Source organism: Pseudocolwellia agarivorans (assembly GCF_002000085.1).
Taxonomy (GTDB): Bacteria; Pseudomonadota; Gammaproteobacteria; order Enterobacterales; family Alteromonadaceae; genus Pseudocolwellia; species Pseudocolwellia agarivorans.
Genome location: NZ_MUZU01000015.1, coordinates 22,519 through 48,434, shown reverse-complemented (window position 1 = coordinate 48,434; position 25,916 = coordinate 22,519). Strand labels below are relative to the sequence as shown.

Genomic DNA, 25,916 nt, shown 5'->3' with positions numbered 1-25,916 from the left:
TTCATGCAAAAATTTTGTCGTCTCGCGATTGCCGTATCTATTGCAGTATCAAGTGTACTTGTTAATGCAAGTGAAAAAAAAGTAGAAGATATACCTATACCTATTTTGGCTCCTGAAGAGCAACATGCAACATCAAGTAAGCGAATCACGGCGCAATTTACGCGTGCACATTATAAGCAAGTAAAAATGGATGATTCTCTATCAAAACAAATTTTTGATAGATACATTAAACAATTGGACTATGCTCGTAATGTTTTTATACAAGCGGATATTGATAAGTTTACTAAATATAGATTGGATTTTGATACGGTTATTTCTCGTGGAAAACTTGATGAAGCCTATGAAATTTATAATGTAAACCTCAAGCGCCGTTTAGAACGTTATGAATATGCATTAAGTTTATTAGAAAAACCTTTCGATTTTACTTTAGATGAATCTTACAACTTTGACCGTGAAGATGCTGCTTGGCCTAAAGACAAAGCTGAGTTAGATGAATTATGGCGTTTAAAAGTTAAATATGACGCACTTAATTTAACTCTTGCTGGTAAAGAGTGGAAAAAAGTTGCTGAAGTTTTAGGTAAAAGATATCGATATGCAATTAAACGTTTAAAACAAAGTGAAAGCGAAGATGTTTTTCAAATAGTAATGAACAGCTTTGCTCGCGTTGTTGAGCCTCACACTTCTTATTTATCACCAAGAAACGCAGAACGTTTCCAAATGGAAATGAATCTTTCTCTAGAAGGGATTGGTGCTGTTTTGCGTGCTGAAGAAGACTATACCGTTATTCAAAGTGTTGTTTCTGGTGGTCCTGCGGATAAATCTAAAGAACTTAAACCAAAAGATAGAATAGTTGGCGTTGCTCAAGCGAAAGAAGAGTTTGTTGACGTAATTGGCTGGCGTTTAGACGACGTAGTTGAATTAATAAAAGGCCCGAAAGGTACTCAAGTTCGCTTACAGATTTTAAGTGGTGAATCTGATGATGAAGCCAATATAAAAACCGTATCGATTATACGAGACACGATTAAACTTGAAGATAGAGCGGCTAAGTCTGAAGTTTATTATGAAATTCCGGGTGATAAAACCAGTAAAAAATTAGGTGTTATTAATATACCAAGTTTTTATAATAATTTGTCTCGTGATGTAAAAGTTGAGCTGAAAAAGCTTAACGATGAAAACGTTGAAGGTGTTATTGTTGACTTACGTGGTAATGGCGGTGGTTCATTAACAGAAGCAACACTATTAACCGGCTTATTTATCGATAAAGGTCCTGTTGTTCAAGTACGTAATGGCGCTAATCGCATTGAAGTTAATAGTGATAGGGACGGTATTAGTTATTATAAAGGTCCATTAACGGTTATGGTTGATCGTTATAGTGCTTCAGCATCTGAAATATTTTCTGCAGCTATTCAAGATTATGGACGCGGTGTCATTATTGGTGAACATACTTTTGGTAAAGGTACTGTTCAGCAACACAGAGGTTTAGGTCGAGTTTACGATTTATACGAAAAACCTTTTGGCAGCATCCAGTTTACTATTGCTAAGTTTTACCGTATCAATGGTGGCAGTACTCAACATAGAGGCGTTTTACCTGATATTTCTTTCCCTTCAGCAATAGATCCTGAAGATTGGGGAGAAAGCAAAGAAGAAAATGCGCTTCCGTGGGATAAAATACCAAAAGCTGAATATACTAAGTTAAATGAATTAAGCAGTGACTTTGCTTATCTACAATCTTTACATGATCAACGTATTATGGAAAATACCGAGTTTAATTATTTGCTTGATGATATCAAAACATATAAAGCAGAAAAGGACGATAAAACGGTTTCTTTGAACTTGGCTATTCGTAAAGAAAAACGCGAAAAAAATAAAGCTAAACAATTGATCAGAGTTAATGAGAGATTGGTGAGATTAGGTAAAGAAAAAGTTAAAAGTTTAGATGACGACTTGCCTGATGAATTAGATGAGTTAGATCCGTTTTTAGATGAGGCTGCTAAAATTACATTTGATTTAGTATCGCTTGGTCGTATGGCTAAAAAATAGATTTTATTAACTCATAAAAAAACCGCTAATACAGCGGTTTTTTTATGCTTATTTAAAAATAAATATTTAATCAAAATAAGTGAATAGTTATTTTGTAAAGTCTTGTTTTTAAAGCGTTAGAAGCTGATGGGTTGGAAAAATAACTTGCACTATTTTTTAATAGAAGGCATGTTACCGGAATAAAAAAATATAATGACAATAAAGGCTAATTTTATATGACAGATATGTCAGAACATAAAGCTCCTAGTATGTTGGATGCATTAATACCGTTAATAGCACTTATCTTCATGCTCTCGGGGGCTGTTTTTTACTTTGGTGATAATTCTACCGGTGGTCCTAATCAAATTGCTTTATTAATTGCTACAGGTATTGCAGTGGTTATTGGCCTCAAAAATAATTATAAGTGGGCAGATATAGAAAAAGCTATGGTTAATGGCATTTCTATTTCTATGGGGGCTATTTTTATTTTATTAGCGGTAGGTTCATTAATTGGTACTTGGATGCTATCAGGTACTGTACCAAGTATGATTTATTATGGATTGAAAATATTAGATCCTAGCTGGTTTTATCCGGCTACTTGTATTATTTGTTGTATTGTTGCGTTAAGTATAGGAAGTTCTTGGACTACAGCCGCTACTATAGGTGTTGCACTTATGGGAATTTCATCCGGTTTAGGATTAAATCCAGCAATAACCGCCGGTGCTATTATTTCAGGGGCTTATTGTGGTGATAAAATTTCTCCCCTTTCTGAAACAACTAACTTAGCTCCCGTTGTTGCCGGTTCAGAATTGTTTGCTCATATTAGATATATGATGTGGACAACAATACCGTCAATCGTTATTAGTTTGATTATATTTACTTTCTTGGGTTTATCAGTTGAAACCACTGTTACCCTTGAAGCGGTAGAAGGTATTAATCAGCAATTAGAAGCCAACTTCAATATAACTCCTCTTAATCTTGTTCCTGTTGCATTACTACTCGCTATGGCAATGAAAAAAGTGCCTGCATTTCCTGCTGTAGCAATAGGCGCCTTATTTGGCGCAATTTGGGCCATTATTTTTCAACCAGAACTTATAAACACTTTAGCTGCTAATGGTTTAGATACTGTAACTGCGAACATTACGGTTGTATGGGCGGCGTTGTTTGATGGTGTCGTTATCAATTCAGGTGATGCTGATTTAGATAGCTTACTAAGCGGCGGAGGCATGAAAAGCATGCTGAACATCGTATGGCTAATTATGTGTGCATTAATGTTTGGTGCTGTTTTAGAATACTTTGGTATGTTGAAAAAATTTGTGCAAGCTATTTTAGGTTCTGTAAAGTCAGTAGGCGGACTAATTGCAAGTACAGTTGCAACATGTATAGGCGCTAACTTAGTCACAGCAGATCAGTATATATCGATTGTAATGCCTGGTCGCATGTATAAAGAAGAATATAAAAGACGAAACTTAGATCCTCTTGTACTCAGCCGAACACTTGAAGATTCAGGTACTTTATCTTCACCACTTATTCCTTGGAATACATGTGGTGCTTTCATGTTTGGTGTTTTAGCATTAACCAATTATGAATACATTTTTTACTGCTTTTTTAACTTTATTAATCCTATATTAGCAATTGCTTATGGTTTTACAGGTTATAAAATTAAAAAATTAGTTACAAATTAAACAACAATTATAAAAATATTTATTGTACATCAAAGCCTGATTTTACAGGCTTTTTCGTTATTACCTATTAAGCTTTTATTATATTATTATTTGATCCCTTTTTATGTCTATCTATATAAAATCAAGAGTAAAGAGGTATCCATTTAAATATAATAAATCAATGTATTTCATTTTTATCACCTTGTAGGAAAACCCATGACAGAATTTACCGCGCGTTATTTATCCGATTATAAAAAAACAGCTTTTACAATTTCTACAGTCGATTTAACTTTCGAATTGGAAGATACAAAAACGCTTGTGACTAATGTGATGACCGTTGCTAAAGCGGATAGCAATATTAAAGAGTCACTTATATTACAAGGTGAAGAGTTAAAGCTTATTTCTATTTCAATTAATGGGGAGTTGTTATCGAGTGACTCTTATATTGAAACGGCCACCCAATTAGAAATAAATGTTCCTGATGATGAATTCGAATTAACCATTGTTACTCAAATAAACCCTGTAAAAAATACCTCTTTGGAAGGCTTGTTTAAGTCAGGCGGCGCGTTTTGCACGCAATGTGAAGCAGAAGGCTTTAGACGTATGACTTACTATCTAGATCGCCCTGATGTAATGGCTGTCTTTTCTACAAAAATTGTTGCAGATAAAAACTTATATCCATTTTTATTATCAAATGGTAATAAAGTGGAAGCTGGTGATTTAGCAAATGGCTATCACTTTGCTAAATGGCAAGACCCATTTCCAAAACCATGTTACTTATTTGCACTTGTTGCAGGTAATTTTGATTTATTAAGCGATACCTTCGTTACATGTTCTGGTCGAGAGGTGGCTTTAGAAATCTTCGTTGACCAAGGTAACTTATCTAAAGCACATCATGCTATGGCTTCTTTAAAGCATTCAATGAAATGGGATGAAGATACGTTTGGATTAGAATACGACCTTGATATTTACATGATAGTTGCGGTCGACTTTTTTAATATGGGAGCTATGGAAAACAAAGGACTAAATGTTTTTAATAGTAAGTTTGTTTTGGCTGATGAAAAGTCGGCAACAGATGTTGATTATTTTAATATTGAAGCCGTTATTGCACATGAGTATTTCCATAACTGGACTGGAAACCGCGTAACTTGTCGAGACTGGTTCCAATTAAGTCTTAAAGAAGGTTTAACTGTTTTTAGAGATCAACAGTTTAGTGCTGATATGACCTCTGCAAGTGTCACTCGTATTCAAAACGTAAGAGTTTTAAGATCACTTCAATTTGCTGAAGATGCTGGTCCTATGGCACACCCTATTCGACCTGAAAAAGTCATGGAGATGAATAACTTTTATACGTTAACTGTATATGAGAAAGGGGCTGAGGTTATTCGAATGCTTCATACCATATTAGGTAAAGAAAACTTTAGAAAAGGAATGGATCTTTACTTTAAACGTTTTGATGGTATGGCTGTAACTTGTGATGATTTTGTTAATGCTATGTCAGATGCATCAGGCATATCTTTAGAGCAGTTTAAATTATGGTATGTTCAAACAGGTACGCCAATTCTTACTGTAACAGAAGAATATAACCCTGAAGACAAAACTTATACTATTCATATAACACAAAAAAATAGTCGCTCAGATCATGCTACGCATGCTTTACATGTGCCGGTGAATGTTGAGTTAATTTCAACTCAAGCAAATGCAATAGCTAATACCCAAAGTCACTTAGTTGAGTTAACACAACTAGAACAGAGCTTTAGCTTTGAAGGTTTTGATGAAAAACCTGTGCTTGCCTTTTTAGGTAATTTCAGTGCACCAGTGAAAGTTAACTTTGAACAAGCTGACCATGATTTAGAAAATATCATGGTAAATGCTCAAGACGAGTTTTGCCGTTGGGACGCAGGGCAACAATTATTAAAAATTTATATTAAGAAGTTATTCAATAATCCATCAGAGATTTTACCTGTAAACTTACTCAATTCTTTCAAACATATTTTGAATAGTTCAATTGATCCGGCATTAAAAGCTGAACAATTAACTTTACCTACATTTGACGAAGTAGCCGATTCTATTGAGGAAGTTGATGCTTCAGCTTTAGTTGATGCGATAGATAATATTAAACATCAGCTAGCTCATGGGTTAGTCGATACATTTAAGGCGCTGTACACAGAGTTAAGTCGTGATGTGTTTGCAATTGATGGAGTGAGTGTTGCTAATCGCTCATTGAAAAATGTTTGTTTATCTTACTTAGCGTTAATTCCAAGTGAAACTGACCTTATTAATGAACAATTTTCAACCTCTGATAACATGACAGATTCACTTGCTGCGCTTTCATGTAGTGCGGACAATAATATGCCAGAATTTGATACTCAAATGAAAGCATTTGAAACCCAGTGGAGCGATACCGTCTTGGTTATGGACAAATGGTTTGTTCTTGCTGCTTCTTTAAAAAGTGATGATATTTTTGAACGATTAACAAAATTGTTAAAACATCCATTATTTAGTCTAACTAACCCCAATAGAGCGCGTTCTTTAATAGGCGCATTCTCTGCTAAAAACCCTAAATATTTTCATTGTTTGAGTGGTAAAGGTTATGCGTTTTTAACTGATCAACTTATTCAATTAAATGAAATTAACCCACAAGTAGCTTCAAGATTAATTACTCCTCTTATTCAATTTAAAGGCTTTGATAAAGCTAGACAAAAATTAATGAGGGCAGAATTAGATAAATTAAATCGTTTACCTAATTTATCTAAAGATCTAAAAGAAAAGCTCGATGCGGCACTTAAATAAATATCTACTATAATGAAATATTACTTTAGTGTGAACATGACGTACGATGATTTTCTCCCTTATTATCAAGGGAGAATTAGTACGGTCATGGTTATGAGTACAGAAGGGCAGCGCATTAAGTTTCCAGCAATGCATATAAAAAAATTTTTAATGCCGCATGGTATAAATGGTTTTTTTTGTATGCATACTGAAAATAATAAATTTATATCATTAGAGAAAATTCAATAATTAGAGCTTCTGCTTTAAACAGTGGTCTGACCATTTTGATATGAATATTATTTTTAATACTTGCAACGAAGGCACTGAAATACAACGTTGTAGCTCTTAAAGTCTTATTGTTTTAAATGAGTGTTTTAAACAGTAGTTTTTAAGTGGTCTGCTCTTCCCTATGGCCCCTTTAAAATAAGGGATGTAATAAATTATATTTACGCTTGATAGTTTTTTTAAATGATGCAATTATTGTTTTATCCCGTTTAAGGGGACAAACAATCAACGCATTATTATAAGAAAAAAATACTCTATTTTGGATCTGGGGAGAAAAGAAATGAAAAATAATTCTCGCAGCTACGGTAAATTAAAACCAATAGCTGTAAGTATAAGTGTTGCCTTATTGTCGATATCAGCTTCAACGACTCAAGCAAAAAACTTTCAACTAGGCGATTTTGATATTAGTTTCGATTCAACCTTTTCAGTGGGCTCTAGCTGGCGTGTAGAGAATCGTGATTGGAATGGTAATGTAGGTAAATCAAATAACCTTAACAATGGATTTGATTTTAGTCATTATCACCCCGCTTTAAATACTAGCCCTGATGCTGGAACTGTCTGGAATGGAGCAGGTACCTATTCAACAAACAGCGATAATGGTAATTTAAACTATGATGCTGGCGAAAGTTTTTCTAAAATTATCAAAGGTTCACATGACCTAGATATCCGATATGACAATATTGGCTTGTTTGCTCGAGGCATGTATTACTACGACTTTGAAATGATGGACAATGATCGAGATTGGACTAATCCTTCTTCAAATAAAGTACATAACCCATGTCGAGATGATGAAGCCAGAGACCAAGTTTGTCGTGATATTCGATTATTAGATGCTTTTGTTTATGGTGACTTCGATATTGGTGAAATGCCATTATCAGTGCGAGTAGGTCAACAAGTGATTAGCTGGGGGGAAAGTACACTCATTTCTCATGGTATTAGCGAATTAAACCCCGTAGATGTTGCTCGCTTAAAAGCACCTGGTGCTGAACTGAAAGAAGCTTTTATTCCTTTTGGTGCTGTTTGGGCGTCATTAGGCGTTACCGATAACTTTAATATTGAAATGTTTTATCAATATAGCTGGGAAAAAACGATACTTCCTGCACCGGGAAGTTACTTCTCAACTAATGATTTTGCTGGAGACGGTGGTCATTTTAATAATGTTCAATTAAATTTTGCTAGCAATCCCGATATGGACTTAGATTCATTAATTACGAATTTAAATGTTTTAGGTGATGCTATTCGCGGTGGCGGACTCACAGCAGAACAAGCAGGAATGGCCTACTTAAGTGGATTCCCTACTAAATTAACCTTAAGAGAATCAGGTGCCGAAAATGAACCTGAAAATGGTGGTCAATACGGTTTACGTTTATCTTGGTATTTACCTAGCTTTAATGAAACCGAAGTTAGTTTGTACTATATGAATTACCATAGCAGACGTCCTGTTTTTTCAGGTATAACGGCTGATTTTTCTCAAATAACTACAGATGTTCAAAAAATAGCATCAGGTGATATTACCTATGACAATTACACTGATTTAGGTTCATTCTCACGTGTTGAACTTGATTATATTGAAGATATTCAATTATATGCTTTTAGTTTTAATACTACATTAGGTGAAACGTCTGTTGCGGGTGAAGTCACTTACAGACAAGATGAACCTTTACAAATTGATGATGTTGAATTACTTCTTTTAGCTATGCCACAACAGCTTTTTAATGCAGGTATTTCTGTTGGAGCAGGTTTCGATGGTATCTCACAAATTCCAACAGTGGGGTTAGGTGACAGAGTTGATGGCTTTGTATTATCAGACACACTACAAGCACAAGTAACACTAACGCATTTATGGGGGCCGTCACTTGGAGCCAATCAGTTTACTACTTTACTTGAAGTCGGTGGAATTGATATTCGTGATATGCCAGACCAAGATGTTTTACGTTTAAATGGTCCTGGTACAGCAAGAAACGGTGGTATAGAGGGTAAAGAAGGTTTAGAAATAGCTTTACAAGATGGTGTGGAAGCCAACCCATTTCCTGATGATTTTGCATGGGGATATCGCTTAGTTGGCAAACTTGACTATAGCAATGTTTTTGCTGGTATCAACGTTTCACCTAAAGTTGTATTTTCTCATGATGTAGAAGGAATAACGCCAGATCCTTTATTTTTATTTGTTGAAGATAGAAAGTCATTAGCTGTAGGTGTTGGTTTTGATTATCAAAGCCGTTGGTCTGCAGATATTAGCTATAACAGCTTTTTTGATGGTGTAGGTACAACGAACCAACTATCAGACCGCGATTACGTTTCTTTCAGCGTTAAGTATTCAATTTAGGAGCTGTTTCATGAAAAAAATTACAAAAACATCAAAATTACTATCAATTACTATTTCTTTACTGCTAACAAGTGGTTATGTAGCTGCAAAAGTGACACCTGAAGAAGCGAATAAATTAGGTAAAGAACTAACCCCTATGGGAGCTGAACAAAAAGCAAATGCTGATGGTTCAATCCCTGAATGGGAAGGTGGGATCACACAAGCGCCTAAAGGATATGTTGTTGGTCAGCATCATATTGACCCTTTCGCAGATGACAAAACATTATTCACTATCACATCAAGTAATTTAAGTGACTACAAGAATAATCTTACGCCAGGGCAAGTTAAATTATTTGAGACATATCCTGACACATACAAAATGAACGTATATCAAACTAGACGCTCAGCATCGTTCCCATCACATGTATACGATGCGATTAAAAGCAATGCGACTCGTTCTGAACTCGTAGAAGAAGGTAATGGTATTGTTCAAGCTTCTGTAGGCATTCCTTTTCCTTTACCAAAAACCGGTTTAGAAGTTATATGGAATCATATATTACGCTATCGTGGTGAGCAGGTTACTCGAGAAGGCGGGCAAGCAGCGCCTACAGCAAGTGGCGACTATACTTATTTAGGTTTTGAAGAAAGTTTAATACTTCCATATAACGTACAAGGTGCTAAGCCAGAAACATTACAAGAAACTAACATTTTATTTAAGTTTAAACAAAAAGTTACCGAGCCAGCACGTTTAGCGGGTACCGCATTGCTTGTACATGAAACTATGGACCAAATAAAAACACCGCGTCAGGCGTGGACATATAACACCGGGCAACGTCGTGTTCGTCGTGCGCCTAATGTGGCTTACGATACACCAGGTACCGCATCAGATGGTTTAAGAACCACCGATGATTTTGATATGTACAATGGCGCACCTGATCGATATACATGGGAGCTAAAAGGAAAACAAGAATTATATATTCCATACAACGATTATCGCTTACATAGCAATGATTTAAAGTACGAACAAATTTTACAACCGGGTCATATTAATCCACAATATGTACGTTATGAAAAACATCGTGTTTGGGTCGTTGAAGCAAAACTGAAATCAGATACCCGACATACTTATAAAAAACGTGTGTTTTACATTGATGAAGATAGCTGGCAAGTAGCCGTAACTGATATTTATGATAATCGTGATGAGCTGTATAGAGTAGGTGTTGCTCACGGATTAAATTACTATGAAGTTCCTACACAATGGTCTACGCTGGAAGTGTTTCATGATTTACAATCTCGTCGTTATATCGCTATGGGATTAGATAACGAAGCTAAAATGTATGACTTTTCAACTGAATTGAGTGATTCATCATTTACTCCTTCAGCATTAAGAAGAGAAGGACGTCGTTAATCTTAATTTAGTGATGAAACGGCTGACTCATGTCAGCCGTTTTTGTTTGGATAAAATATTGAATTAAATAATTTGGAGTTTTAATTTTTTATGTTACGTATTTTGATCGTTTGTTTGGGGTGTTTTTTAGGGGGGGCTGTTAATGCAAATGATGCTATAACATCTTCAATGCTCGCCCCTTTAGCTGAAAAATCCTTATTACTTGATATAACAAGTATACAGCAAAAAAAATTAGTGGCGGTTGGTGAAAGGGGTCACGTGCTACTTTCTGTAGATGGTAATAACTGGCAGCAAGTCAGTGTTCCTACTCAAGAAACGTTAACAAGTGTATTTTTTATCAATAACCTTGTTGGGTGGGCTGTAGGACATAATTCTACTATTTTAAAAACAACCAATGGCGGTAATAATTGGCACCTTCAATATTCCAATCCCTCACTCCAAAAACCACTATTAGACATTGTTTTTAAAGACCCTTTTCATGGTGTTGCTGTTGGTGCTTACGGCCAATTTCTTCGAACCATAGATGGGGGTAAAACATGGCTATCAGAATTTCATGAAGAATTTTTATTAGAAGAAGACAAAGCTTTTTTAGATGAATTAAAAGTAGATGATGAAGAGGCGTACTTTGATGAAAGAGAAAGTATATTACCTCACTTTAATCGAATAATATCTGACGGTAGAACAACATACTTAGTAGGTGAAATTGGTTTAATTGCCAAAAGTAATGACTTAGGACTGACATGGACCAAGTTTGATGAAATATACCGCGGTTCATTTTTTGATTTATCAAGAACCCATGAAGGTAATTTAGTCGTAGCTGGTTTACGTGGTCATGTGTTTAGAAGTTTAAAAAATGGTACGCCTTGGCAAGAAAGTAAAACAGATACCACTTCTTTGCTTAACTCAATTGTGCTGTCAGATGAAGGACGTATTTTTATTCTAGGTAACAACGGCGTTATTCTAGAAAGTCATGACGATGGGCATTCTTTTGTATTGAAAATGCAGCCTGATGGTAAGTCATTAATTGCGGGCGTTTGGTTTAATAATAGAATTGTTGCGGTTTCAGATGTTGGAATTAAAAACATTTTTATGAATTCTTCAGGGTTTAATTATTAATTATGGCTATTAACTCTTCATCAAATAATCATTCATCTAAAAGTACACAAAACGTTTTATTTAAAATGCGTTCATTCGTACTTTTTTTGTTTGCTGTTATTACGGCGTTTTTATTATACCAAGCAAGCCAAATAAAATTAGACGCATCATTTACTAAAAACATTCCCCTACAACATTCCTACATGAAAACGTATTTAAAGCATCAAGAAAATTTTGGTGGTGCTAATAATATTTTAATTTCAGTATGTGATTCAGAAGGCGATATTTTTAATGAATCTTTTTTTAATACCTTAAAAGGGGTTCACGACCAATTATTTTTTATTCCAGGTATAGATAGAACTCAAGTTAAATCGTTATTTTCACCAAGTACTCGATTTGTTGAAATTGTTGAAGACGGCTTTGCTGGCGGGCCAGTTATTCCTGCTAATTTTACGGCTAATAAAGCGGGCTTAAATATTGTAAAAGGAAATATTGAAAAAGCAGGTATTGTCGGTCGAATAGTTTCAGACGATTACAGTTGCGCCATGGTAAATGCTTCTTTAATGGAAGTGAATCCAGAAACTGGTGAAAAGCTTGATTCTATTAGTATCGCAGAACAATTAGAAACTCAAATACGAGCAAAATTCGAAAAAAATAATATAAGTATTCATATTATAGGTTTTGCTAAAATGGTAGGAGACGTAGCCAACGGAGCTAAAAGCGTTGTAACCTTTTTTGGTATAGCAATAGCTATTACGGCGATTATGGTTTATTTCTTTTGTCGTTCAGTAAAATTAACCATACTGCCTATTGCCTGTTCATTTGTTGCCGTTGTTTGGCAAATGGGTATGTTATCTACATTAGGTTACGGCCTAGATCCTATGTCTATTTTGATCCCGTTTCTGATCTTTGCTATTGGTGTTAGTCATGGCGTTCAAATGATTAACTCAGTTAAGAAACTTGTATCAAAAGGGAAAACAAGCCTTGAAGCAGCGCAAATAAGTTTTGCTGCATTGCTTATTCCTGGTGGTATTGCATTGTTGTCTGATACCGTCGGCTTTTTAACTTTGCTTTCCATCGATATTGGTATTATTAGAGAGCTAGCTATTGCTGCTTCGTTAGGCGTAGCTATGATTATTTTAACGAATTTAGTTTTGTTACCTTTACTAGTATCACTTATTCGTATTTCTCCAACGGTAGAGAAAAAAGTAAAAAGCTCACCCAAAAACTATGGTGTTCAAGACACTAGCAAAAAAACAATTTGGGACTTTATCGCAAATTTTGCAACAAAAGGGCCCGCTTCTTTTATCTTAATATTTACCTCCTTTTTGTTTATTTTTGGTTATATTAATTCTCAAAATATGAAAATAGGGGAGTTGCATGCGGGGGCTCCAGCTTTACATGAAACATCTCGTTATAACCAAGACACTTTCTTAATCACTAACCGTTATGCTATTAGTGTTGATTACATGTCTGTTATTGTTGAAACAACACCTGATGCGTGTACACAATATAAAATAATGAATGTTATTGATCAGTTTCAATGGCGTATGGAGAATGTTCCAGGAGTACAATCGGCAATTAGTTTAGCATCGGTCGCAAAAATCGTGAATGCGGGTTATAACGAAGGTAATGCTAAATGGCGTGTGCTTTCTAAAAATCAACAAACACTTGTTCAATCAATTGCACGTGTTCCTTCTTCAAGTGGTTTACTTAATAATAACTGTAGTGCTATGCCGGTTATCTTATTTTTAGACGACCATAAAGCCGAAACTATTAATCGAGTAGTCGATGCCGTAAAACTTAATGCAAGTGAACTTAATAACGAAGAGTTAACCTTTAATTTAGCTTCGGGTCCTGTTGGTGTAATGGCAGCAACAAATGAGGCGGTTAAAGAAGCTCAGTTACCTATGATGTTGTATGTGTATGGCGCCGTTATTATTTTATGTTTACTTAGCTTTAGAAGCATCAAAGCAACAATATCTGTTGTGGTGCCTTTATATATCGTTTCTATATTAGCGCAATGGTTAATGACCGCATTAGATATAGGTTTAACAGTATCTACACTACCTGTTATTGCTTTAGGGGTTGGTATTGGTGTGGACTATGGCATATATATACTTTCTACCATGAACGAAAAGCTTAAAAATGGAGCTACGGTTAAAGCGGCTTATCATGCTGCATTAACGGAAAGAGGAAGCGCTGTTATTATTACCGGTATAACATTAGCTATTGGTGTTTCAACATGGTTATTCTCAGATCTTAAATTTCAAGTGGATATGGGGATTGTATTAACCTTTATGTTTTTGGTTAATATGTTCGCAGCGGTGGTTATTTTACCTGCTATTGCTGCTTTTCTTTGGAAAGACAAAAAATAATCAAATAAATTTTAATTATTTTTAATTATTTTATTATGAATAATTAACCATGAAAATGACCGTAAGGTCATTTTCTATTTATAGGAAGTGAATAAACAACATTTCCTATGAATATTTAGCCTTGTAACTCACTTGTAAACCTTTCATGTAAATAAAAATCCCTCGCAATTGCTTAAAATTACTAATAAAATCCTAATTACCGTCTATCATTAAAGATGGGTATAAAAAACGATTCTTTATAATCGTTAATAAAAATACAACTATTACTTCAACATTCAATAAAGTGTTTTATCCAAAAGGAACAAGGCATGGCATTAGTAAACGGTTTACCTTCCGTAATACTTAACAACGTTACAGAATTAATACACCTTAAAGTCCCTAAATCTATTGCACCACTAGTAGAGCAATTTTCAACGCTACTGTATGGAAACATATCAACACTCGATTTAAATAATCGCAATGACAGTGATATGTACGGTGCAACATTAAGCTTATGGAATTCGCTTAATGATCACAAAATTAACCAACCTGTTATTAAAGTCTTTAATCCGCAGGTATCAAAGCATGGTTGGAAATCAAGCCATACTGTGATTGAGGTGGTCGTTAAAGATATGCCATTTTTGGTGGACTCTCTAAGAATAGCCTTGGGGAGATTAGGGTTAACACCGCACTTAATGTTAAATAGCCCAATAAAAATTGTACGTGACAGTAATAATAAAATTATTGAATTATCAGCAACATCGGATAAAAAAATTAAAGCTACCTCAACAGAAACTGCTTTTTTTATTGAAATCGACCGTATTACAGAACAAAACTTACTTGATAGTGTGGTTCAAGAATTACATTCAGTGGTTAGTGATATCTCATTAACCGTTACTGATTGGCAAACCATGAAAGAAAAGTTGAATGAAACAATAACTACCATTAAAAAATCTAAATATTTTTGTAGCAAAGAAGAACACACTGATACTTTAGAGTTTTTAAATTGGATATTAGACGATAACTTCACCTTCATGGGATATCGCTCGTATGATATTAAAAGTATCAAAGGAGATATTGCTTTATCTGCTCAAAACGAAACAAGTTTAGGGTTAATGAAGCAATCTAAAGGGACTGAAGAAAGGTTACTCTCTAAGTTAAGTGAAGTGGCTAGAGAAGTCGCTTTAGGTAATAACATTTTAGTTTTAACTAAATCTAATTCACGCTCGCGTGTTCACCGTCCTGCTTTACTTGATTATATTGGTGTTAAACGTTTTGATACCAAAGGTAATGTGCTAGGCGAAGATCGTTTTATTGGTTTATTTGGTTCAGCTTATTACACCAACAGCGCGCTTGATTTACCACTTATTAAATCTAAAGTGGCCAGTGTTTGTGAATCTTCAGGATTCGCACAAGGTACACATGCATACAAAGCTTTGATTAATATTTTAGAAACTTACCCTAGAGATGAAATATTACAATCGACTACCTCAACATTACTTAACAATGTGTTGGGTGTTTTTCAAATGCAAGAGCGTGATTATACTGGGCTATTCGTTCGCAGAGATACCTTTGACCGTTTTTATTCATGTATGGTTTATGTACCAAGAGAGCGTTATAACACTAAACTTAGAATACAAACTCAAGCGTTATTAAAAGAAACCTTTGGTAGCGAAGAAGATGTAGAGTTTACCACTTATTTTTCAGAATCAGCTCAAGCGCGTACGCATTATATTGTTAGGGTTAATTCAACTAAAGCGGATATTGATGTGAAAGAAATTGAACGTAATTTAAATGAAGCGGCTTCTAGTTGGGACGATAAATTAGCTACAGCGTTAAACTCTAATAAAGGTGAAGCGTTAGGCAAAACACTTTCTAGAAAGTATGTTCACTTCCCACAAGCATACAAAGATGAAGTCTTACCAGGTTCTGCTTTAGTTGATATTGAAAAGTTTGAATCTCTTACGCCAGAGCATAATTTAGAAATGTTGTTTTATCAGCCGCAAGAAGAAAGTGCTGATAGCCGTTTAGTTAAGTTGAAGTTATTTCACCTAGGTGAACCTATTCATTTATCTGACGTTTTACCTATTTTAGAAAACTTTGGTTTACGCGTTATTGGTGAAAGTCCTTATTCAATTAAAACAGCTGGCGGTGAAACTTACTGGATACTTGATTTTTCAATGTTACTTACCGGTAAAGGTAAATTTAACTTAGAAAAAGTACAAAGTTTATTCCAAGACGCTTTTGCTAAAGTATGGTCAGGTAAGCTTGAAGATGACGGTTTCAACCGATTAATTTTAGGTGCGGAATTAGGTGGGCGAGAAGTTTCAATTTTAAGGGCGTATGCAAAGTATGAACGTCAAATTGGTGGTACTTTTAGTCAAAGTTATATTGAAGATACCTTCTCTCGTTACCCTAATATCGCCAAGCTACTGATTAAATTATTTAATTTGAAATTTGATCCACAAGGTAAATCGTCAGAAAAAGCAATCAATAAAACTGAAGAAGACATTGAAACCTCTTTAGATAAAGTGGCTAACTTAGACGACGACAGAATTATTCGTAAAGTTGTAGAAATGATGAGTGCGACTATACGTACTAACTACTTTCAAAAAGATGCGAATAATGAAGATAAACCTTATATCTCATTCAAAATTTTACCTAAGTTAATTAGCGAAATACCACAACCTGTACCTAAGTTTGAAATATTTGTTTATTCACCGCAAGTTGAAGGTGTTCATTTACGTGGCGGTAAAGTTGCTCGTGGTGGTTTACGTTGGTCAGACAGACGTGAAGATTTCAGAACTGAAGTATTAGGTTTAGTTAAAGCACAACAAGTTAAAAATACCGTTATTGTGCCCGTAGGTGCTAAAGGTGGCTTTGTTTGTAAACAGCTACCAGAAGGAACAAGAGCAGAAATATTTGAAGCAGGAAAAGAATGTTATAAAACATTTATCCGCGCTTTATTAGATATTACCGACAATATTGTTGGTGGAGAAATTATACCACCCAAAAGTGTTGTAAGACTTGATGAAGATGACCCTTATTTAGTTGTAGCTGCAGACAAAGGCACTGCAACATTCTCAGATATTGCTAACGGTATTTCAGAAGAATATAACTTCTGGATGGGCGACGCGTTTGCTTCAGGTGGTAGTGTAGGTTACGACCATAAAGGTATGGGGATTACCGCTAAAGGTGGTTGGGAATCTGTTAAACGTCATTTCAGAGAAATGGATATAGATTGCCAAACCACTGATTTTACATGTATTGCTATAGGCGACATGGCGGGTGATGTATTTGGTAACGGTATGCTTTTATCTAAACATACTCGCTTGCAAGCCGCATTTAACCATATGCACATATTTGTTGACCCCACACCTGATGCAGCAAGCTCTTATAAAGAACGCGAACGTTTATTTAATTTACCGGGTTGTACATGGGACGATTACAATAAAAAGTTACTTTCTGACGGAGGTGAAATTTATAGCCGTTCTGCTAAATCTTTAAAATTAACCCCACAAATTAAAAAAATGTTGGGCACACAAAAGCAAAACATGTCGCCACTAGAATTAATGCAAGCCATATTAAAAATGCAAGTTGATTTGTTATGGAATGGTGGCATAGGTACCTACGTTAAATCATCAAAAGAATCACATCTAGAAGTTGGTGATAGAGCAAATGATGCCTTACGTATAAATGGTAACGAACTACAAGCTAAAGTAGTAGGCGAGGGGGGTAACTTAGGTTTTACACAGCTAGGACGAATTGAATTTGCCGCTAATGGTGGACGAATTAATACAGATGCGATTGATAACGCAGGTGGTGTTGACTGTTCAGACAAAGAAGTAAATATCAAAATTTTACTGAATAGTCTTGTGCAAAATGGTGATTTAACTGTTAAGCAACGTAATAAATTACTTTACGATATGACAGACGATGTATCTGAAAAAGTATTAGAAGACTGCTACCGCCAAACTCATTCGCTTTCTATTACTGCTATGCGAGGGGGAAGTCAGTTAAAAGAGCAGTCTCGTTTTATCAGTGAGCTTGAACGAACAGGTAAGCTTGATCGCGCATTAGAATTTATTCCTAATGATGATGAAATAGCCGATCGTTTGATCAAAGGTAATGGACTCACTCGACCTGAGTTATCCGTATTACTTGCCTACAATAAAATGGTATTAAAAGACGACCTAGTTTGCCCAGAAATTACAGGAAACTCATATTACGATAAGTTCTTGGTTGAGTATTTCCCTAAAAAATTACAGCAAAAATATTTAGTTGAAATGCAAAACCATCCGCTGCGTGCTGAAATAATCGCAACGCAGCTTGCTAATGCTATGGGAAACTACATGGGGTTTAACTTTGTTAATCGCATGTTTGAAGAAACAGGAGCAACAGTTGCTGAAATAGCGAATTGTTACACCGTAGCAAGTAATGTATTTGGTATGGCTGAAGTATGGGAAAAAATTGAAGACTTAGATAATAAAATATCTACTGCTGTTCAAACGGAAATGCTATTTCAAATACGCCGAACAGTAAGAAGAGCGACACGATGGTTTTTACGTCATCGTAACAAATCATTAAATGTAGCAGATTCAATTAACATTTACCGTTCAACTTTTATTGATCTGAGTAATAATATACACAATTACATGGTTGACGATGAAGTAGAGCAATTAAAGCGTATTGAAAACGATTTAGTAAAAGCTAACGTACCTGAAGATGTGGCAAGTTATGTTGCTAAACTGAGTTCTATTTTCTCAGCTATGGATATCGCAGAGTTAACCTCAGAAGGTGATAGAAACGTAAGTGTTGTAGCAAGTACGTATTTTGAATTAGGAGCTCGATTAGAGTTACATTGGTTCTTAGATCAAATAACACGCCAGCCAGTTGCTAACCATTGGCAAGCATTAGCAAGATCATCGTATCGAGAAGAGTTAGATTGGCAACAACGTTCTCTTGCTAGCGTTATTTTACGTACGGATACTAAAACAAAAGAAACTAAGGTTTTACTAGACAACTGGTTTGAAGAAAACCAACAGTCATTAGAGCGTTGGAATCATATATTAGCTGAGTTTAGAATTGGTGAAACTCACGAGTTTGCCAAGTTCTCAGTAGCTTTACGCGAATTAATGCTACTCAGCTTAAAGTGTGATCCTGATAAGTAGATAATACCAATTGTAATAACCTGTTGATGATTTTTTTTCATATAAAATAGGTCAATTCATTAATGCGTTTGGTATGAATCGTTATTAAATAGAAAGTAGTCTTTAATGGTGAATCTTTAACTGATAAAATCCCCGCCAATTGTGCGGGGATTTTTATTTTCACAAAGGAACCCCTCGTTTACTTATCTATTTATTCGCTCTGAGGTGTTATGTTTTATTCTGCTATTCGTAAAGTGTTTTTTAAGTTTGATGCTGAAACCATTCATGAAATGACCATAAAAGCATTAAAAAATACAGGAACCACGCCTCTAAGAGCTTTATATTGTCAAAACGTACCATCAAAGCCTGTAACGGTTATGGGGATCGATTTTCCTAATCCTATTGGTTTAGCTGCTGGGTTAGACAAAAACGGCGAATGTATTCCTGCTTTTGGCGCAATGGGCTTTGGTTTTGTAGAAGTGGGCACAGTAACACCTCGTCCACAACCGGGTAACGACAAACCTCGTATTTTTAGAATACCCCAAGCAAACGCTGTTATTAACCGTATGGGCTTTAATAACAAAGGAGTCGATTACTTAGTAGGCCAAGTACGTAAAGCACAATTTAAAGGTGTTTTAGGTATTAACATAGGTAAAAACAAAGACACACCAGAAGAAAATGCGAAAGACGATTACATTCACTGTATGCAAAAAGTGTATAATTTTGCCTCTTATATCACTATTAACATATCGTCACCTAACACCCCAGGTTTACGTTCTTTACAATACGGCGATGCCTTAAACGAATTACTTTCTGCGCTTAAGGCGGAACAAACAACCTTAGCTGAAAAATACGGAAAATACGTACCTATAGCGGTAAAAATTGCACCTGATTTAACAGAACCAGAAGTAGAATCAATCGCAGAATGTTTGATTGCCAATAACATTGATGGCGTTATAGCGACTAATACAACACTCTCACGTGAAGGTGTTGAAGGCCTAGAACATGGCGAAGAAATGGGCGGTTTAAGTGGTGCGCCAGTTAAAGAGAAAAGCACGCAAGTGATTAAATTATTAGCTAAAGCGTTAGACAATAAATTACCGATTATTGGTGTTGGTGGTATTTCAAACGGTGCTGACGCGAAAGAAAAAATAGAAGCTGGCGCTAAACTAGTGCAAGTTTACACCGGTTTTATTTACCAAGGCCCAGACTTAATTAAAGATGTAGTTACCGCGCTTTAGTTTGCATTATTTAGTTAATTAATTATTGTTATTGAAATAAAAAACTCCGTAATGGAGTTTTTTTGTAACTATCTATCTAATATTAATTGTTAGTTATGCTTAATATAAGTTTGATTCAATACATGTTAGAATTTAACCATATTATTATTTAAAATCACTAGGCGTATCTTATGTCTGCACATTCAATTTTCGACATTTGTGTTGAACCGATAGAACTATTTAAATTACTTAAAATCTCTAACATGGCTGAAAGCGCTGGCGAAGCAAAAACTATGATCAGCGAAGGCAATGTTTTAGTAAATAAGAAAGTAGTCGATCAAAAGCGTAAAAAAGTTCGCCGTGGCGATGTTATTGAACTTAACGGAAAATCTATTAAACTTGCCTTTAATCCAACTAAAAAACCAGCAGAAGTTATTAGTAAAATAGCATCAGCAAATGTAAGCGCAAAAAAGAAAAGAATAGCTAAAAGTAAAGCACGAGTTATTGCTTCAGGAACGGTCGCTAAACCGTTGGACGCACGCAAAAAAGCGAAAGTTACAGAACCTAAAGGTCTCTAGAAATTTCGGTAGATTGATAGGCTTGTAAAAAGGAAAGTGAGAAAGATAGCGTTAAGTATTTAGAAACGACGGATTCAATCGCCTTTTTGCCTTCACGAGTGATACTGACTCAAATTTAATAGAAATTAAGTTTGAACAATTACCTATAGTTTTGATTTTATTGCGGCTTAGCATCCTCGTTATAGCGAAGATGCGCTGAAAAATAAGTAATATCACTGTTGTAAGTTGAGTAATACACTATTGTTTTGTATTCACCAAAATGTCGATAAAATGTTGTCGCTCAATTTTTCAGCATATTTATGGTCAATATGTTTTTGATAAAACAAATGTCACTTGTTAGCGATTTGTTGGCCTAAATAAAAACGAATAACTAACTTCTGTAATATTTATATCCAAGTTAGATTATTTATTCGATCAAAAATGACCGCAATAGTATATGAATTCAATGGATAACTAACCTTCGTATGCAATTGGGTCGGTTACGTTATTTTCTTCAAATGCCTCTAAACGTTCTTGGCAAGCACCACATTTTCCACAGGCTTTTTCACGGCCGTTATAGCAGGTCCATGTATTACTGTAGTCGAGGTTCATGCTAATACCGTCAGCTAAAATTGCAGTTTTATCTACGTTTAAGTACGGGCTAAATATTTCAACGGCTTCGTAGTTGGCAATTTGGCAAACATCGTTCATTTTCATTACAAACTCAGGTCTACAATCTGGGTATATTGCATGGTCGCCAGAATGTGCACCGTAATAGACTTGTTCAGCGCCTACTGAAACGGCATACCCAACCGCTAATGAAAGTAAAATCATATTGCGGTTAGGCACAATAGTCGACTTCATGTTTTCAGCTTCGTAATGACCTTCAGGAATATCAATATCATCAGTTAACGATGAACCCGCTAATAATTGGTTGATGGCTGAAATATCTATTACTTTATGCTGAACGCCTAGTTCATTACAAACTTGGCTTGCGCATTCAAGCTCTTTAACGTGGCGTTGTCCGTAATCGAAAGAGAGGGCATACACTTCTTTTCCATCTTTGATAGCGCGATTAAGTACGGTGAACGAATCCATGCCGCCTGAATAAATAACAACAACTTTGTTAGCCATTTGTAATGTCTCTTGAGGTACAATACCCGCAATTCTCGTTAAATGATTAACAAGAGTTCGGGTTATAATAATAAAAGCGCGCATTTTACTAGAAAATCAACACAGGCTAAAGCACAAAAGTGAAAACAACTTGCTATAAAATTAATGAGTTCTTCGAAACCATTCAAGGCGAAGGGTCTTTTACCGGACAACCTTCTATATTTATTCGTTTACAGGGCTGTCCTGTAGCCTGTTCATGGTGTGATACTAAACATACATGGGACATTAATCTTGATGATTCAGTGTCTACTGAAATAATGGCAAGTAAGCGTGAAGAATCTACCCAATGGGCGAATATGTCGGTTGAACAAATACTTGATTGGGTAAAAAAACAAGGTTACCAAGCTAAACATATTGTTATTACGGGTGGCGAACCTTGCATGGTTGACCTAACTCCTTTATGTGCAGGCTTTGAGGCACTTGGTTATAGTACACAAATAGAAACGTCAGGTACGTTTGAAGTGAGAGTTACCGATAAGTGCTGGGTTACGGTGTCGCCTAAAATTAATATGAAAGGCGGTTATAAAATTTTACGTTCAGCGTTAGATCGTGCTAACGAAATAAAGCACCCTGTAGCCACTGAACATCATGTTGACGAGCTTCAAAAACTACTTGCCGAGCATGAAGTCACTAACACGCCAATTTATTTACAGCCTATTAGTCAAAAGCAACGCGCGACTGAATTAGCCATTGAAACCTGTATTAAAAATAATTGGCGTTTGTCTATTCAAGTACATAAATATATTGGAATTGAATAGCGCTAATACCTAAATCTTATTAAGGGTAATACTTAAAGTAACGCCTGATGGATTGTGATGATCGTTCGCACTAATACTACCTTGATGAAATTCCACAATAAGCCTCGCAATATAAAGCCCTAAACCTAAATGGGGCTGTGCTTGGCGTTTAGTGTCGCGCATCGATACCATAGAATCAAATAATCTATCTTTCATTAATTCAGGCAAGTGTTTACCGTTGTTACTTATGTGAATAATAAAGGTTGACGATGTTTCTTGTAAGCTAATGCTAACCTTATTGTCGTTACTAAATTCTACCGCGTTAGCAAATACTTTATCGAGCAACTGAGCGATATGTTCAGGTGAACCTTCTATATTGGGTGCTTTGCTACGAGCATTTTCTTCATTTAAGCCCGTTAATGAAAACTTTACCTCTGTGTAAATTTGTTTATAACCTTGCACACAGCCAAATAACACTTGTTGTAAGTTAAAAGGTACACGCTCTGTGGTTTCTAACATTTGCTCTAAGTTGGTGGCTTCACTCATATTGGTGAGTATTAAATTAAGGGTGTTTATGCCTGTTTGTGCACGTTCTATGTAAGGAGCTGTGCTATCAGGTAATTGCTGCATAGTGAGGTTTTCAAGAGAGGTTCTAACTACCGCAATAGGCGTTCTAAGTTCGTGAGATAAACGCGACGACATACCTTCAAGGTAATGATTATATTGGCTCAATCGATTCACTGCGGTTGAAAAACTACGCGATAAGTCGCCAATTTCATCGTTAGCGGTTGAAGCAACAAGCTGGTTATTGATACGTCCGTTTTCATCAATGCTTGATTCTGCTTGGTTCCGTAGGGTTCTAATGCGGTTAGATATACGCGAAGCAAACAAAAAGAAGCTGGTTGCCCCTAATAGCATAATGGCAATAATTGAGGTGAAAAGTTTTTCTAAGGCGCGGTTTCTTAAGGTTCTAATACCATTTGTGGTTTCTTCAACAATAACGGCGCCATGTACTTGGTTATTAATATAAATAGGATAAGCGGCTGAAAGAACGACGGCTTGTTGGTCTGTGGTTAAACGCCATTGTGAATGCGCATTACCTTGTAACGCACTTTTTATGTGTTTACCTGTTAAGTGTTGAGCATCGTAAAGCTCGTCGATAAAGTCTTTAGGTGGCTTAGTTAAAAATTTATAATATAACGGCAATAACCAGTTTTGCTCAATGGTGTTCCATAATGAGGTGATCATTGAATCGTTTGAATTGCTAGAAGTTGAATGACTTGTTGTTCTTTTATTCCATACACCACTGGCTTGTTTTAAATTTCCTGCCTTGGCTAATACGCGTTGATGTTGGTCGACCACCCAAACACTTGAGTTAGTGTAGCTCATGCCTTTTACAATACGTTCAATTTCAGGTGAGGGTACTAAAACCGTACCTAAAGTTTGCGCGGTACTTGGATTTGCAGAGCCAACACTGGCGAGTTCATCAGCAAACTCTGTATCTACATCATGAAAAGCAAAAGCAATATTATCGCCAACAATATCCATAGGAATACGTAGTTCTACATTATAACCTTGAGGTGTTTCTAACCAATGGCCTTGAATTTTAGGAGCCACGGTGATTATTTGTTTTTGGGGATTAGTTGGATTGGTTTGTGTAAAAGGGTCTGTTTCAATAATCGGTGTTTCAACCTTATATGCATCTAACCAACCAGCTTTTTTATTGCTGATAATAAAACGATTAAAGTGATTTTGTGGATCAACAAGTCCAATTTCTAAATGATCGTTTTTAAAAATACCACGCGCATTTTTATGGCGATAAATCAGTTGGTTATCCACCACAGTAAACATCATGTATAAATACTTATCGTACTGGCCTACGCTGGCGTTAAAGTGTAGTGAGTTTTCTGCTGAGGTTGATTTGCTGAGCTGATTTTTTTCACCGTAGTAATGGGCGCGCGAGTTAAATAAAGGCCAGTCGATTGGTAGACCGTCTAATTGAATAGCGGTGGTTAATTTATAGCTGTAAAGATCTTTTCCTTTTTCAACATTAGGAAGAAAACTTGCTTGGTTATTAAAAAGGTTAGGGCGCTCATGCAGCGCAGTGGCTAAAGCTCGTGCTGTACCTACAATAGTTTGCTCTTGACCGTAGCGTAGGTACTTTTCCATTTCCCACACGTATTGATAACCAAACCAAGGCAGGCTGAATAGAAAAGACGACAGTAAAAGTAACTTAATACGTAAACCAAATCTGAAGAACGACTTATTTTTAACGGGCATAGTTACAGTTTACGACCTGATTGTTGAAATGATACTTTTATCAACATACTTTTTATTAAGCTTGTACTTGATAGCGTGATATTAAGCATGGCTTGCTGAACTCATGCTGTTTTGTGTATCTTCATTCCAGCGATAACCCATACCGTAAACGGTTTCAATGTAATCGAATGTGTCGTCTGTTTTGATAAATTTTTTACGAATACGTTTGATGTGCGAGGTAATGGTACTGTCATCAACAAAAATATTAGAATCTTGCATGAGCTGGGTTCTGTTTTTTACATGACCTGGGTGTTTAGCAAGTGCATAAACCATCCAAAATTCGGTAATGGTCAGGTCGATTAATTGCTCCTTCCATTTAACACTCATGCGTTGGCTGTCTATTGTCATCGATCCTACGCTAATTAAATGATCTTCTTGTTGTGGTTGATTCATAGCATCTTGTCTGCGAAACAAAGCTGATATTCTTGCGCTTAAATGAGGTAGGCTAATATCTTTTGTTAAGTAATCGTCAGCGCCAATACGTAAGCCAGATACGGTATCAAAATCGTTATCGCGAGCCGTTAAAAATATAATAGGTAAAGTGGTTGAAAGGGTGCGTAACCATTGACACAAAATAAAACCGCCGTCGTATTCTTCTTCTAAGCCAATATCTAAAATAACTAAATGGGGTAAGCGTAAAGAAAACGCTTGTGTGGCACTTTCGCGATCTACATAGGTTTGTACCTGATATCCTTGGCTGCGTAGAACATCAGCATAGTTTTCTCTTATGGCTGCTTCATCTTCTACTATCGCTATGCGTTTACTCATTTATTCTTTTACCTTTCTGTTTTAGCTCTTTAAGCCAAGCTGCACTCTTCAATGAGGTAAATATATCTAATTATTTCCCTAACTTCG

15 protein-coding genes are annotated in these 25,916 nt (G+C 35.8%); 12 read left to right on the top strand and 3 right to left on the bottom strand.

All coding sequences use genetic code 11. The annotated features are described in order from the left end of the window. Window positions 1-3 precede the first annotated feature (3 nt). The 11 genes from prc to B0X80_RS17895 all read left to right on the top strand — a co-directional run bounded on the left by prc (window position 4) and on the right by B0X80_RS17895 (window position 20,853). Complete coding sequence (prc, locus tag B0X80_RS17945; protein WP_077342800.1) at window positions 4-2,040, top strand: carboxy terminal-processing peptidase; 2,037 nt, start codon at window positions 4-6, stop codon at window positions 2,038-2,040. 215 nt (window positions 2,041-2,255) lie between these two features. Next, the gene (gene nhaC / locus B0X80_RS17940) at window positions 2,256-3,704 is read left to right on the top strand and encodes a Na+/H+ antiporter NhaC (RefSeq protein WP_077342798.1); all 1,449 of its coding nucleotides are present in this window, start codon (window positions 2,256-2,258) and stop codon (window positions 3,702-3,704) included. Window positions 3,705-3,899: 195 nt separating this feature from the next. Further along, window positions 3,900-6,476 carry an aminopeptidase N gene (pepN, locus tag B0X80_RS17935; RefSeq protein WP_077342796.1) on the top strand — a complete coding sequence of 859 codons (2,577 nt, stop codon included), beginning with the start codon at window positions 3,900-3,902 and terminating at the stop codon, window positions 6,474-6,476. Between the two features lie 12 nt (window positions 6,477-6,488). Then, entirely contained in the window at window positions 6,489-6,704 is a 216-nt protein-coding gene (locus tag B0X80_RS17930) for a DUF2835 domain-containing protein (protein ID WP_077342794.1), read from the top strand. Between the two features lie 316 nt (window positions 6,705-7,020). Further along, the gene (locus tag B0X80_RS17925) at window positions 7,021-9,066 is read left to right on the top strand and encodes a DUF1302 domain-containing protein (protein WP_077342792.1); all 2,046 of its coding nucleotides are present in this window, start codon (window positions 7,021-7,023) and stop codon (window positions 9,064-9,066) included. Between the two features lie 10 nt (window positions 9,067-9,076). Next, a complete protein-coding gene (locus B0X80_RS17920) occupies window positions 9,077-10,453 on the top strand; it encodes a DUF1329 domain-containing protein (RefSeq protein WP_077342790.1) in 1,377 nt (458 codons plus the stop codon). Window positions 10,454-10,543: 90 nt separating this feature from the next. Then, window positions 10,544-11,569 carry a WD40/YVTN/BNR-like repeat-containing protein gene (locus B0X80_RS17915; protein WP_077342788.1) on the top strand — a complete coding sequence of 342 codons (1,026 nt, stop codon included), beginning with the start codon at window positions 10,544-10,546 and terminating at the stop codon, window positions 11,567-11,569. A gap of 2 nt (window positions 11,570-11,571) precedes the next feature. After that, window positions 11,572-13,926: an efflux RND transporter permease subunit gene (locus B0X80_RS17910; RefSeq protein WP_077342786.1), complete on the top strand. Its 2,355-nt coding sequence runs from the start codon at window positions 11,572-11,574 to the stop codon at window positions 13,924-13,926. Between the two features lie 308 nt (window positions 13,927-14,234). Next, window positions 14,235-19,076, top strand: a complete 4,842-nt coding sequence (locus tag B0X80_RS17905) for an NAD-glutamate dehydrogenase (RefSeq protein WP_077342784.1) — start codon at window positions 14,235-14,237, stop codon at window positions 19,074-19,076. A 209-nt stretch (window positions 19,077-19,285) separates the two neighbouring features. Further along, the gene (gene pyrD / locus B0X80_RS17900) at window positions 19,286-20,296 is read left to right on the top strand and encodes a quinone-dependent dihydroorotate dehydrogenase (protein WP_077342782.1); all 1,011 of its coding nucleotides are present in this window, start codon (window positions 19,286-19,288) and stop codon (window positions 20,294-20,296) included. A gap of 170 nt (window positions 20,297-20,466) precedes the next feature. After that, a complete protein-coding gene (locus B0X80_RS17895) occupies window positions 20,467-20,853 on the top strand; it encodes an RNA-binding S4 domain-containing protein (protein WP_077342780.1) in 387 nt (128 codons plus the stop codon). 453 nt (window positions 20,854-21,306) lie between these two features. Here B0X80_RS17895 and queC read toward each other — a convergent pair whose 3' ends face one another. After that, a complete protein-coding gene (queC, locus tag B0X80_RS17890) occupies window positions 21,307-21,966 on the bottom strand; it encodes a 7-cyano-7-deazaguanine synthase QueC (RefSeq protein ID WP_077342861.1) in 660 nt (219 codons plus the stop codon). Window positions 21,967-22,085: 119 nt separating this feature from the next. On the opposite strand from queC, the gene queE reads away from it, so the two are divergent. Beyond that, entirely contained in the window at window positions 22,086-22,763 is a 678-nt protein-coding gene (gene queE, locus B0X80_RS17885) for a 7-carboxy-7-deazaguanine synthase QueE (RefSeq protein WP_077342778.1), read from the top strand. Window positions 22,764-22,772: 9 nt separating this feature from the next. On the opposite strand, the gene pdsS is transcribed toward queE, so the two are convergent. Both pdsS and pdsR read right to left on the bottom strand, forming a co-directional pair. Next, window positions 22,773-25,022, bottom strand: a complete 2,250-nt coding sequence (gene pdsS / locus B0X80_RS17880) for a proteobacterial dedicated sortase system histidine kinase (RefSeq protein WP_077342776.1) — start codon at window positions 25,020-25,022, stop codon at window positions 22,773-22,775. Window positions 25,023-25,103: 81 nt separating this feature from the next. Continuing rightward, the gene (gene pdsR, locus B0X80_RS17875) at window positions 25,104-25,829 is read right to left on the bottom strand and encodes a proteobacterial dedicated sortase system response regulator (protein ID WP_077342774.1); all 726 of its coding nucleotides are present in this window, start codon (window positions 25,827-25,829) and stop codon (window positions 25,104-25,106) included. Between the last annotated feature and the right edge of the window lie 87 nt (window positions 25,830-25,916).

Excerpts from the sequence above, each read along its gene's own strand:
- prc (WP_077342800.1), top strand. The coding sequence starts at position 4 with ATGCAAAAATTTTGTCGTCTCGCGATTGCCGTATCTATTGCAGTATCA.
- nhaC (WP_077342798.1), top strand. The coding sequence starts at position 2,256 with ATGACAGATATGTCAGAACATAAAGCTCCTAGTATGTTGGATGCATTA.
- pepN (WP_077342796.1), top strand. The coding sequence starts at position 3,900 with ATGACAGAATTTACCGCGCGTTATTTATCCGATTATAAAAAAACAGCT.
- B0X80_RS17930 (WP_077342794.1), top strand. The coding sequence starts at position 6,489 with ATGAAATATTACTTTAGTGTGAACATGACGTACGATGATTTTCTCCCT.
- B0X80_RS17925 (WP_077342792.1), top strand. The coding sequence starts at position 7,021 with ATGAAAAATAATTCTCGCAGCTACGGTAAATTAAAACCAATAGCTGTA.
- B0X80_RS17920 (WP_077342790.1), top strand. The coding sequence starts at position 9,077 with ATGAAAAAAATTACAAAAACATCAAAATTACTATCAATTACTATTTCT.
- B0X80_RS17915 (WP_077342788.1), top strand. The coding sequence starts at position 10,544 with ATGTTACGTATTTTGATCGTTTGTTTGGGGTGTTTTTTAGGGGGGGCT.
- B0X80_RS17910 (WP_077342786.1), top strand. The coding sequence starts at position 11,572 with ATGGCTATTAACTCTTCATCAAATAATCATTCATCTAAAAGTACACAA.
- B0X80_RS17905 (WP_077342784.1), top strand. The coding sequence starts at position 14,235 with ATGGCATTAGTAAACGGTTTACCTTCCGTAATACTTAACAACGTTACA.
- pyrD (WP_077342782.1), top strand. The coding sequence starts at position 19,286 with ATGTTTTATTCTGCTATTCGTAAAGTGTTTTTTAAGTTTGATGCTGAA.
- B0X80_RS17895 (WP_077342780.1), top strand. The coding sequence starts at position 20,467 with ATGTCTGCACATTCAATTTTCGACATTTGTGTTGAACCGATAGAACTA.
- queC (WP_077342861.1), bottom strand. The coding sequence starts at position 21,966 with ATGGCTAACAAAGTTGTTGTTATTTATTCAGGCGGCATGGATTCGTTC.
- pdsS (WP_077342776.1), bottom strand. The coding sequence starts at position 25,022 with ATGCCCGTTAAAAATAAGTCGTTCTTCAGATTTGGTTTACGTATTAAG.
- pdsR (WP_077342774.1), bottom strand. The coding sequence starts at position 25,829 with ATGAGTAAACGCATAGCGATAGTAGAAGATGAAGCAGCCATAAGAGAA.